At 64.7% G+C, this 12,171-nt stretch carries 9 protein-coding genes and 1 pseudogene; all 10 read left to right on the forward strand.

The annotated features are described in order from the left end of the window. Positions 1-255 precede the first annotated feature (255 nt). The 10 genes and pseudogenes from tssB to FLG15_RS10430 all read left to right on the forward strand — a co-directional run bounded on the left by tssB (position 256) and on the right by FLG15_RS10430 (position 12,140). Entirely contained in the window at positions 256-762 is a 507-nt protein-coding gene (gene tssB / locus FLG15_RS10385; protein WP_014090188.1) for a type VI secretion system contractile sheath small subunit, read from the forward strand. A 4-nt stretch (positions 763-766) separates the two neighbouring features. Further along, positions 767-2,272, forward strand: a complete 1,506-nt coding sequence (tssC, locus tag FLG15_RS10390) for a type VI secretion system contractile sheath large subunit (RefSeq protein WP_057679355.1) — start codon at positions 767-769, stop codon at positions 2,270-2,272. A gap of 97 nt (positions 2,273-2,369) precedes the next feature. Further along, complete coding sequence (locus FLG15_RS10395; RefSeq protein ID WP_057679356.1) at positions 2,370-2,873, forward strand: Hcp family type VI secretion system effector; 504 nt, start codon at positions 2,370-2,372, stop codon at positions 2,871-2,873. Positions 2,874-2,905: 32 nt separating this feature from the next. Further along, entirely contained in the window at positions 2,906-3,739 is an 834-nt protein-coding gene (locus FLG15_RS10400; RefSeq protein ID WP_057679362.1) for a type VI secretion system accessory protein TagJ, read from the forward strand. Further along, entirely contained in the window at positions 3,727-4,230 is a 504-nt protein-coding gene (tssE, locus tag FLG15_RS10405) for a type VI secretion system baseplate subunit TssE (RefSeq protein ID WP_057679357.1), read from the forward strand. Before FLG15_RS10400 ends, tssE begins: the two co-directional genes overlap by 13 nt. 3 nt (positions 4,231-4,233) lie before the next feature. Next, positions 4,234-6,114, forward strand: coding sequence for a type VI secretion system baseplate subunit TssF (gene tssF / locus FLG15_RS10410; protein ID WP_150146050.1), 1,881 nt, complete (start codon positions 4,234-4,236; stop codon positions 6,112-6,114). Beyond that, positions 6,078-7,088 carry a type VI secretion system baseplate subunit TssG gene (gene tssG, locus FLG15_RS10415; RefSeq protein WP_057679359.1) on the forward strand — a complete coding sequence of 337 codons (1,011 nt, stop codon included), beginning with the start codon at positions 6,078-6,080 and terminating at the stop codon, positions 7,086-7,088. Before tssF ends, tssG begins: the two co-directional genes overlap by 37 nt. A gap of 36 nt (positions 7,089-7,124) precedes the next feature. Next, positions 7,125-9,861: pseudogene (tssH, locus tag FLG15_RS10420) on the forward strand (type VI secretion system ATPase TssH). Positions 9,862-9,924: 63 nt separating this feature from the next. Beyond that, positions 9,925-10,755, forward strand: a complete 831-nt coding sequence (locus FLG15_RS10425) for a hypothetical protein (RefSeq protein ID WP_057678996.1) — start codon at positions 9,925-9,927, stop codon at positions 10,753-10,755. Between the two features lie 263 nt (positions 10,756-11,018). Then, positions 11,019-12,140: a hypothetical protein gene (locus FLG15_RS10430; RefSeq protein WP_150146053.1), complete on the forward strand. Its 1,122-nt coding sequence runs from the start codon at positions 11,019-11,021 to the stop codon at positions 12,138-12,140. The last annotated feature ends 31 nt before the right edge of the window (positions 12,141-12,171 follow it).

Here is a 12,171-nt window from a genome sequence, read left to right on the forward strand (position 1 = left end):
CCTGCAGATGGGCATTGCCCAAGTACCCTCGCAGGACAAGCGAGCGCACTCAAGCGTTGCGCCGGCATGGGCCGTGGTTGTCGTTGAATTCGGCGACCTGGCCCATCACGCACACCCATACCTGCCATCCCGGCGTTCGATTTCATTCCGCCGACGGCAGCGCACACGATGCACATCCGATGCAAGGGATACGCCTTTGCCACGCGGCCGCTGCAACCGTAGCGTCCAGCAACCACGCAGATCATCGGAGGTCGCATGTCCGTTCGCAGCAGCAGTCAGAAGTTCATTGCCAGGAATCGCGCGCCTCGCGTGCAGATCGAATACGACGTCGAAATCTACGGCTCGCAAAAGAAGGTGCAGGTTCCGTTCGTCATGGGGGTGTTGTCGGATCTGTCCGGTGCCAATACGGAAAACCTGCCGGCGCTGGAAGCACGCGAGGCAGTTGAAATCGATGTCGACAATTTCGACAGCCGGCTGCGTGCCATGCAACCGCGGGTGGCAATGAGCGTTTCCAACACCCTCACCGGCAGCGGCGAGTTGCCAGTCGATATCACCTTCGACAGCCTGGACGATTTTTCGCCCACCGCCGTGGTGAAAAAGGTGGCACCGCTGGCCGAGCTGCTGGAAGCGCGCACCCAACTGGCCAATCTGGGCACCTATCTCGACGGCAAGGCCGGCGCCGAGCGCTTGATCGCCGATGCGATCAAGGATCCCACCCTGCTGCGCTCGCTGGTCGCAGCCCCCAAGTCGACGGACGAGTAACCCCATGGCGACCCAGAATTCTTCCGCTGCCCAAGACCTTGCCGATGCCCAGCCGCTAACCAGTCAATCCGACGACTTTGCGGCGCTGCTGACCCGCGAATTCCGTCCGCGCAGCGAACGCGCCGGCGAAGAAGTGCGGTTGGCGGTGCGTACCCTGGCCGAACAGGTGCTGGAGCGTAGCGACATCATCAGCGACGATCTCGCGCAGACCATCAATGCGTATGTTGCCGAGATCGACCGCAAGATCACCGAGCAGCTCAACCTCATCCTGCACGCCCCGCAATTCCAGGCGCTGGAGGGGGCATGGCGCGGCCTGCACTATCTGGTGAGCAACACCGAATCGGATACGCAGTTGAAGATCCGCGTGCTCAACGTGTCCAAGAAGGAGCTCGCCAAGAACCTCAAGCGCTTCAAGGGCACGGCCTGGGACCAAAGCCCGGTGTTCAAGAAAATTTACGAAGCCGAGTACGGTCAGCTGGGTGGCGAACCATATGGCTGCCTGATTGGCGATTATCACTTCGACCATAGCCCGCAGGATGTCGACACGCTGCGCGGCATCAGCCAGATCGCCGCCGCTTCGCATGCGCCCTTCATTGCCGCCGCCAGCCCCAGTCTGATGGGCATGGAAAGCTGGAGCGAGCTGTCCAATCCGCGCGATCTGGCCAAGATCTTCTCCACCCCCGACTACGCGGCGTGGCGCTCGCTGCGCCAGAGCGAGGATGCCAAGTACCTGGCGCTGGCCATGCCGCGCACGCTGGCGCGCTTGCCGTACGGAGCCAAGACCGATCCGGTGGAAGCGTTCGACTTCGAGGAAGACACCCAGGGCGCCGATTCGTCGCGCTACACCTGGCAGAACGCAGCCTACGCGATGGCAGTCAACATCAACCGCTCGTTCAAGCAGTACGGTTGGTGCACGCGCATTCGCGGCGTGGAGTCGGGTGGGGCGGTGGAAGGCCTGCCGACGCATACCTTCCCGGCCGACGATGGTGGTGTCGACATGAAGTGCCCGACCGAGGTGGCCATTACCGACCGCCGTTCGGCCGAACTCGACAAGATGGGCTTGATGCCGCTGGTGCATCGCAAGAACACCGACATGGCAGCCTTCATCGGTGCACAGTCGCTGGGCAAACCGGAGGAGTACGACGACCCGGATGCCACCGCCAATGCGGCGCTGAGCGCACGCTTGCCATACATGTTCGCTTGCTGCCGGTTTGCGCATTACCTCAAGTGCATCGTGCGCGACAAGATCGGCTCATTCAGCACGCGCCAGCAGATGCAGAGCTGGTTGACCGATTGGGTGATGAACTACGTCGACGGCGACCCGGCCAATTCCAGCGAGGAAACCAAGGCGCGCAAGCCCTTGGCCGCCGCCGAAGTGGTGGTCGAAGAGGTCGAGGGCAATCCCGGCTACTACACCTCCAAGTTCTACCTGCGCCCGCATTACCAGCTCGAAGGCCTGACGGTCTCGCTACGCCTGGTCTCGCGCTTGCCATCGGCGCAAGCCGCCTGATCGGTTAGACGCTTCGCTTCAAGACTGACGACCTGCGACTGACGTAGCCGCGGGATCGGCTTTCCCTTCCTGCACCATCCACCACTGGAGAAGTTTCATGGCTTTCGATATGCATCTCAAATTCGGCTCCGGCGACGTCGAGATCAAAGGCGCGTCCAACCATTCCAAGCACAAGGACGAGGTGCCGATCATTGCCTGGTCGTGGGGCACCAGTAACACCGGCAACCTGCACACCGGCGCCGGATATGCGGCCGGCGGCAAGGCCAACGTGCAGGATATTTCCATCACCAAGTACATCGACAGCTGCTCCAACGCCTTGCTCAATGCCTGCTGCACGGGCGCGCGCGTGGACTCGGCCACGCTGTACGTGACCAACGCCACCGGCGAGCAGACCGATTACGTCACCATCGAGCTCAGCGAGGGCGTGATGATCACCTCGGTGTCCACCGGCGGCAGCGGTGGCGAAGATCGTCTGACCGAGAACGTGACCCTGCATTTCGGCAAGTTCAAGTACTCGTTCCAGCCGCAGGACGACAAGGGCAAGAAGCAGGGCGGCACCAAGGACTTCACCTTCAACATGCAGGAAGTGAAGAAGTCCTGAGCCAACGCAGTCCGACTGGAGCGCCGATGTCGATGTCCGCCGTCCATCCCGAACAGACCTGCGCCCGCCTGCTCAAGGCGGGCAACCCCGAGGCGTCGCTGGCGACTGCCAAGGCGTGGGTGCGGCAATGCCCCGCCGATGCGAATGGGCGTATCGGCCTGTTTCAGTTGCTGGCCGTGGCTGGCGAATGGGAGCGGGCGCAGCAGCAACTCGGGCTGACTGCCGAGCTCGATCAGGGCTGGACTGCGTTCGCAAGCGCCTATGCGCGCATTCTCAACGCCGAGCTCGAACGCGAGCAGGTGCTGGCCGGGCGAATGATGCCGTTGATGCCTGGCCAGGTGCCACCGTGGCAGCACGATTTGCTGCAGGCCTTGCAGCACGATGGTGAGGGCGCTCCGGCGCAGGCCGCGCAGCGGCGTGCGTTGGCGCTTGCGCAGGCCGACGCTGTCGCTGGCCAGATCGATGGCCAGCGATTCGATTGGCTGGCGGATGCCGATCCGCGTTTTGGACCGTGCCTGGAGGTCATCCTCGAAGCGGGCTACGCCTGGGTGCCGTTCGCCCAACTGCGTAGCCTGCGCTTCGAGGCTCCCACCAGCTTGCGCGACCTGCTGTGGCAATCGGTGGAGATCCAATGGCGCAGCGGCGCGCGTACGCGCGGCGTGGTGCCATGCCGTTACCCCGGCAGCCAGCACAGCCAGGACGGCACGATCCGCCTCGGCCAGTGCACTGCCTGGGAGGGCGAGGAGTTGTCTGCACGCGGTCTGGGGCAGCGCCTGCTGGCCGGCGACGCGGGCGACTATCCCGTGCTCGACATCCGCCACATCGCATTCGATACCGCCGTGGTGGGCACGCCATGGCCGAACTGAGTCAACAAGAGCGCTTGCAGCCCTCGCTGCTGGACCGTTTGATCGACGACCGCCGGCACGAGCTGGCGGAGAGTCGCGACGCGCGTGCGATCGGTCCGGCCAAGCTGCGCGACTGCGTCATACGCGACCTGGCCTGGCTGCTCAACTGCACCCGGCACTGGCATGAGGATGCGCTGCAGGCGTATCCGCATGTCGCCACCTCGGTGCTCAACTACGGCATTCCCGATCTGGCCGGCGCCCGCCTGGTCGGGCTGGACGTGGCCGAACTGCAGAATCGCATTCATGCCGCCATCGTGGCCTTCGAACCGCGCCTGGCTGCGGCCAGCCTGCAGGTCACCGCCAAGGTGGATACCGGGCGCATGGACCGGATGTCGCTGTCCTTCGTCATCGATTCCGAACTGTGGGCGCAGCCGCTGCCGCTGGCGCTGTATCTGCGCACCGATCTCGACCTGGAAACCGGTCGCTTCAGCCTGTCGTCCGGGGCGCACTGAGCCATGGACCCGCGCCTGCTCCATCACTACAACCGCGAGTTGCAGCACGTACGCGAGATGGGTGCGGAGTTCGCGCAGGCCTATCCGAAGGTCGCCGGCCGGCTGGGCATGAGAGGCATCGACTGCGCCGACCCGTATGTCGAACGTCTGCTGGAAGGCTTCGCGTTTCTGTCCGCACGCGTGCAGCTCGAGTTGGAGGCGCAGCAGCCGGTGTTCGCGCAGCACCTGATGGAAATGCTGTACCCGCATTTCCTGTCGCCGGTGCCGTCGATGGCGGTGGTGGAGCTGCAGCCGGAGCAGGGCGAAGACATCGGCCCGGCGGGGCATCTGGTGGCGCGGGGCAGCGCCTTGCGCTCGCTGATCGGCCATGGCGATCGTACTGCCTGCGAGTATCGGACCGCGCATCCGGTGACGCTGTGGCCGCTGCGTCTGACCGCCGCCAGCTACCTGGCCTCGCCGGCAGCGCTGGCCACGCTCGGCATACCGGTCGAGCCGCGCGCGCGCGCCGGCCTGCGCCTGGGCTTCAATGTCCATGCCGGCTTGCGCCTGGACATGTTGGCGCTGGACACGCTGCCGATCTTCATCACCGGTGCCGATGGCCTGGCCGGCAATCTCTACGAACAACTGCATGCCAATGCGCTGGGGTTCGTGGTGCGCGCGCGTTCCGCGGACGGGCAACCGCTCAGCCGCACGTTCGGCCCCGAGCATCTGCAGCCGCAGGGCTTCGACGACGAGCAGGCGTTGCTGCCGCGCAGCGAGCGCTCCTTCAGCGGCTATCGGCTGCTGCAGGAATACTTCGCCTGCCCGGAGCGCTTCATGTTCGCCGCTTTCGACGGCCTGGCGCAGGTGCTGCCGCGCGCAGCCTGCGCGGAGTTCGAGATCGTGGTGTGGTTCGATCGCGCCGTGGAGCGGCTCGATAACGCGGTGGATGCGAGCAACTTCCGCCTGCATTGCACGCCGGCCATCAATCTGTTCGCCCAGCGCGGCGATCGCATCCATCTGCACCCGGGCATCTCCGAGCATCATGTGCTGGCCGACCGCACGCGACCGATGGACTTCGAGATCCATGGCGTGGAACAGGTCGAAGGCTTCGGCGACAGCAACACGCCGATGCAACGCTTCGAGCCGTTCTACGGTGCGCAGCCACGCAGCTGGCATGAACGGCGCTCGGCGGCCTTCTATGCGCTGCGGCGGCAGCCGCGACGGCTATCGACCGCGCAGCGTCGCAGCGGGCCACGTTCGAGCTATGTCGGCAGCGAGGTGTTCCTGTCGTTGGTCGATGGCGACCAGGCGCCATATCCGCACCAGCTGCGGCAACTGGGTATGCAGCTGTGGTGCAGCAACCGCGACTTGCCGTTGCATATGCCGGTGGGCAAGTCCAACACCGATTTCGTACTCGATGAAGGCGGTCCGGTAGCGTCGATCCGCTGCGTGGCCGGGCCGACACGGCCACGCTCGGGCATTACCGCCGGCGACACCCGCTGGCGCCTGATCAGCCACTTGCAGTTGAACTATCTCTCGCTGCTGGATGCCGGCGACGACGGCGCCACTGCGCTGCGCGAGATGCTCACGCTGTACCACGACCCGCACGATGCCGCGGCGCGGCGACAGGTGGACGGCGTACGCCGCATCGCCTCGCGCCCGATCGTGCGGCGCATTCCGGTGCCGGGCCCGGCCACCTACGGTCGCGGTCTAGAGATCACTCTAACCTGCGACGATGCCGCCTTCGAAGGGCAGGGCGTGTATTTGCTTGCCTCGGTGCTGCGGCATGTGTTCGCCCGCCAGGCATCGCTGAATTCCTTTACCGAGACCGTGCTGTGCACGCTCGAACGCAACGAGGTCGCCCGATGGCCAGCCCATCTCGGCAATCGACCGATTCTGTAGCCTTGCTGGCGCGGCTGGATGCGCAACCGCAGGACTTCGAGCTGTTCGAAGCCTTGCGTCGGCTGGAGTGCGCGCATCCGGCGCAGCCGCGGCTGGGCCAGGCGGCGCGGCCGCTCGACGAGCCCGTGCGGTTGGGCCAGCGGGCGTCGCTGGAATTTCCGCCGCGCGATATCGACAGCCTGCAGGTCGCTGCGGACGGCCGCCCGCCGACGCTGCGCACGTTGTCATTGGGATTGTTCGGACCGCATGGCGCGCTGCCCTTGCACCTGACCGAACACGCCATCGAACGCGAAGGCGCCGGCGACCCGACCTTTGCCGCGTTCGCCGATATGTTCCACCATCGGATGATCGCGCTGTGGTATCGCGCCTGGGCCGATGCGCGTCCCACCGTGCAGATGGACCGCCCGGGCGAAGACCGCTTCGGCGCGCGGCTGGATGCGCTGACCGGTGTGGACCAGCCCGCGCTGCGTGGGCGCGATGCGATGCCGCTCGCCGCGCGTCGCCATTTCGCCGGCCGCTTCGTCGCCCAGGCACGCAATGCCGAAGGCCTGCGTGCCGTGCTGGTCGGGCTGTTCGACGTCCCGGTGCAGGTGCAGGAGTTCGTCGCCAACTGGCTGCCGTTGCCCGAAGACGGACGGTTGCGCATGGGGCTGGCAGCCGCGCGCCTGGGCCGGGAAGCCACGCTGGGCGCGTTGGCGCGCAATGCCCAGCATCGCTTTCGCCTGCGCATCGGCCCGCTGGACATCGCGCGCTATCGCGAGTTCCTGCCCGGCGGCGACGCGTTGGATGTACTCACCGCCGCCGTGCGTGGCTACGTGGGCGACGAGCAGGCCTGGGACCTGCAGTTGGTGCTGGCACGCCAGGATGTGCCGCTGCCGCTGATGGGGCAGGGCCAGCGCATGGGCTTGTCGCTCTGGCTCGGTCACTACCGTCGCCCGGTCGACGCCGACCAGCTCGTACTCGCGCCGTCCTGATCCTTCTCTCCGCTTCCGCCTTCCCCTGGAGTTCCCATGGCAGACATCAGCCGCGCCGCCTTGTTCGGCAAGCTCAATCCACTGGCCTATCGCGGTATCGAAAGCGCCACCGTGTTCTGCAAGCTGCGCGGCAACCCGTACGTGGAGCTGGTGCACTGGCTGCATCAATTGCTGCAACTGCAGGACTCGGACCTGCACCGCATCGTCAAGCATTTCCAGCTCAATCCTTCCGCGTTGGCGCGCGATGTCACCACCGCGCTGGATGGCCTGCCGCGCGGCTCCACCGCCGTCACCGACCTGTCGGCCAATGTCGAAGAAGCGGTCGAGCGCGGCTGGGTGTATGCCTCGCTCAGCTTCGGGGAGGCGCAGGTGCGCACCGGCTACCTGGTGGTCGGCATGCTCAGCGAACGTGGCTTGCGTAATGCATTGCTGGCGATCTCCAAGGAGTTCGACAAGCTCAAGCCTGCAGTGTTGGACGAGCACTTCGCGCAGATCGTCGCCGGCTCGCCGGAAGGCGGCCTGCTGCCCAGCGATGGATTTTCGCTAGGTCAGTCCGCTGCACCGGGCGAGGCCAGCGGCGCCATCGCCCCGGCCGCGATGGGCAAGCAGGAAGCGCTGAAGAAATTCACCACCGACCTCACCGCACAAGCGCGCGAGGGCAAGCTCGATCCGATCATCGGCCGCGACGACGAGATTCGCCAGGTGGTCGGTATCCTGATGCGCCGCCGCCAGAACAACCCGATCCTGGTCGGCGAGGCCGGTGCCGGCAAGACCGCGGTGGTGGAAGGCTTCGCCCAGCGCATCGCCCGTGGCGATGTGCCGCCTGCATTGAAGGACGTGCAACTGCGCACGCTGGACGTGGGCCTGTTGCAGGCAGGCGCCAGCATGAAGGGCGAGTTCGAACAGCGCCTGCGCGCGGTGATCGACGAAGTGCAGGCCAGCCCCAAGCCCATCATCCTGTTCGTGGATGAAACCCACACCCTGGTCGGCGCCGGTGGCGCGGCCGGTACCGGCGATGCCGCCAACCTGCTCAAGCCGGCGCTGGCACGCGGCACGCTGCGCACCGTGGGCGCGACCACCTTTGCCGAGTACAAGAAGTACATCGAGAAAGATCCTGCACTGACCAGGCGCTTCCAGGCCGTGCAGGTGGACGAGCCGGACGAAGCCAAGGCGGTGCGCATGATGCGCGGCGTCGCCTCGACGATGGAACAACACCACCGCGTGCAGATCCTGGACGAAGCGCTGGAAGCGGCCGTCAAGCTCAGCCACCGCTATATCCCCGCGCGCCAGCTGCCGGACAAATCGGTGAGCCTGCTCGACACCGCCTGCGCGCGCGTCGCGGTCAGCCTGCACGCCACGCCGGCCGAGGTGGACGACAGCCGCCGCCGCATCGAAGCGCTGGACACCGAGCACGCCATCATCGAACGCGAGCGTGCGATTGGCATCGTGGTGGAGGAGCGTGCTGCTACCTGTGCCGGCCTGCTGGAAAGCGAGCACGGCCGCCTACGTGATCTGGAGCAACGCTGGGGTGCCGAAAAGGCGTTGGTCGACGAGCTGCTGTCGCTGCGCGCACGACTGCGCAGCAGCAATGCGCCGGTGGAAGGCACCGGTAGTGCGTTGGAAGCAGAGGCCGAGGCTGACACCGATGCCGATGCCGCTGTCGCACAGGCAGCGTCTGGCGACACTGCCGTACTCGAAGCGCCAATACGCGTGGATCGCGACACGCTGCTCGCACGCCTGCAGCTGGTGCAGGCCGAACTAGCCGCCTTGCAAGGCGAATCGCCCTTGATCCTGCCCACGGTCGACTACCAGGCGGTGGCCGCCGTGGTCGCCGACTGGACCGGCATCCCGGTCGGGCGCATGGCGCGCAACGAGATCGACACCGTCCTGCGCCTGCCCGAGCTACTGGCCAAGCGCGTGATCGGCCAGGACCACGCCCCGCGCCGGCCTGGACAACCCGGACAAACCGATCGGCGTGTTCCTGCTCGCCGGCACCTCCGGCGTCGGCAAGACCGAAACCGCACTCGCACTGGCGGAAACCCTGTATGGCGGCGAGCAGAACCTGATCACCATCAACATGAGCGAGTACCAGGAGGCACACACCGTCTCCTCGCTCAAGGGCGCACCCCCGGGCTATGTCGGCTACGGCGAGGGCGGCGTGCTGACCGAAGCGGTGCGACGCAAGCCGTACTCGGTGGTGCTGTTGGACGAAGTGGAGAAGGCCCACTCGGACGTGCACGAATTGTTCTTCCAGGTCTTCGACAAGGGCTGGATGGAAGACGGCGAAGGCCGCCGCATCGACTTCCGCAATACCTTGATCATCCTCACCAGCAACGCCGGCACCGACCTCATCGCCAGCCTGTGCAAGGACCCGGAATTGATGCCGGATCCGGAAGCCATGGCCAAGGCGATCCGCGAGCCATTGTTGAAGGTGTTTCCGCCGGCATTGCTTGGACGATTGGTGGCGATTCCGTATTACCCGCTCAGTAACGCCATGCTCGGGCAGATCGTGCGGCTGCAGTTGAACCGCATCAAGCAGCGGATCGAGGAGCGCTACAGGATTCCGTTCGAGTACGACGATTCAGTTGTTGAGCTGGTGGTGAGCCGGTGTACCGAGAGCGAGTCGGGTGGGCGGATGATTGATGCGATTTTGACCAATTCGATGTTGCCGGAGATCAGTCGGGAGTTTTTGGCGCGGCAGATCGCGGGTACGCGCGCGACGAGTGTACGGATCACGGGACACGACACACGCTTCTCTTACGCGATCTCGTAACTCAACAAGGAGGATGTGTCGGTGAGCTGGAGGCGAATCAAGTGCAGTGCCTGCGGGGACAAAATGGCGATCGGGTTGGAAACCTTCAATCGCCTTGTTCGCGAGAACCATCACATCGGCTGTCTGGTCGAGCACTGCGTGGGCACACTGCATCCGTTCGGACAGCTGATTACCCGTAGAACCACGGCTGAAGCCGGCCGCCTGTACGAGTTTCAGGTGGCGAGGCGGGACGTAAGCCGCAAGCGCGCACGGGTCAACTATGCAGACGCCTCGGATGACGAGGACCAGATGCCGGATGCCAAGCGCAGAAAGACGCGCGAAAGCGAGGATGACGCCTGGGCCCCGGCCGAGCAGTACACGCCCGCGATGCGTTTCACCACGCATGACATGGAGACCAATCTGCGGCTTGGGCCGCCATCCGGTCTCACGCTCAAGCAACTGCCTCGCACGAGGATCGCAGCGGCGCTACCCGGGGAACGCCAGAAGAACACGAAATTACCCATGGGTGCTGCAGCTTGGGAGCATGCACAGAAATTTGGTGCGCCGAATGCAGGGCGTTTCACGTTGGGCTCGCGCGACCACTACGAGTGGTGCCATCTACAGGCCGTATCGCTTGGAGGATCGACGATTGCCGCCAACCTGGTTGCAGGGCACTACGCACTCAATACGTACATGTCGGTGGTCGAGGAACACCTTCGAGGTAAGACCCATCTTGAAGTGGGTATCGAGGTGCATTGCACGCACGTGGATGTGGCGGACTACATCGTCTACTCGGTGTATCGGGCAACCGACAATAAATGCCTCATATCGCTGAACATGGATGGCCGGATAACGTGCTTCAGCGTGGCGGACCGGGAGCGCGTCAAGGCACGCTTGAAACAGGCATGTGGATGAGCCAGGGACAGACAAGCGTGGGCGTCATCGAGGATGACTGGCGCTGGCCACGGTGAAGCAGACACATGCTGCAGATGTATTGGCCCGGCGCGGGAATGCCGCGAGCGGTGATTCAGGATTTCGCCTTTGTGCGCGATTGCATTCCATCGCACAGCAATCCACCAGATAGGTCTGGACGCGGTATCGGTGGTGCAGATGCGTGTCATCGCCAGGTTTGATTTCCTCGATCGACGCCCTGCCTGTCAAATCATCCCGGGCGTTCTGTGCCCAACGGGACGCGGATTGGGGCCGGCGGTATCGATGCGCCCTCCGCAGTAGGCACGCCCACTACCACGAGGACTTGTATGACCACATCTGCCCTGAGTCGCGAAGAATTCGATGCGCTGGCGGTCGTCGCCAAGGCGCGTCGGAATCTGCTGTTCCAGACCTTCAACGGCACCCGCCTGAGCTTTGGCAAGCGCGGCTACGCGTCCGGCAACGCATTCGGCACCGGCGTGGCGATCTACGAGTTCCAGCAGATGATCAAGGACAAGGTCACAGAGGCGGCCATCCCGAAGATTACCGCGGCGGCAGAGAAATTCGTCGCCGACGCTGCGGACGTGGAGGGCTTCCACGAGATCGTGGCGGCACTTGGATCCGAAGCGGCAGGCGAGTTGTGCAAGGAGATCCTGCCGATCATCGGGATCTTCTACTCCGCCAAGAAGTGGGCCGAAATATCGGCCCAGGTCATCGGCGACACCCATATGCGTTACAAGATGGTGGCCGGCGACTATCGTTCCGGCTTCCGCAGCGGTACGCCGCAGGCAGCGGTGGATTCGGTGCAGCACATCATCGAGACGCAGCTGCTGATCGGCGGGATCGACTGGGCCAATCAAAGTGTCGGCCTGGCGACCAAGTTTGCCGGCCTCTCGTTGGACATGGGCGTCGCCTCGACCATGGGGCCTGGCATTGCCGGGTTCATTGCCGATTTCGTGCTCAAGCTCACCGTCATCGGCATGGACATCAAGGAAATGCGTGCGGGCAACCGCTGGCTGCAGACGCCGTCTTCGCTGAGCATCGAGGTGTTCAGGGATTGCCCGATCCTGGGCTGCTATCTGCTGATCAGTGCCGATACATCGAGCGTGGCCAACCTGTTTGTTGCCGATATCGGACTGCCTGGCTGGATGCGGCAGTTGGAGACGATGCAGGAGAGCAAGATCGCGCCGACGGTCCGGCATGCACGCAAGCTGGTCGAGCGATCGAACCTCCAATTGGAAGGGCTGACCGCAGCGGCGCAGCCGGCGAAAACCCATGTCAAGAAAGATTTCTTCGTGACCAGCAAGAGCAAGGTCGCCCGGATGATGACGGAGGTGCGTGGTCACTTCGGTCAAGGCAACGCGGCGTGAGCCAGACGTGCGCTGATCATGGCCCACGCCC

This window comes from Xanthomonas phaseoli pv. dieffenbachiae (assembly GCF_008639345.1).
Taxonomy (GTDB): domain Bacteria; phylum Pseudomonadota; class Gammaproteobacteria; order Xanthomonadales; family Xanthomonadaceae; genus Xanthomonas; species Xanthomonas phaseoli.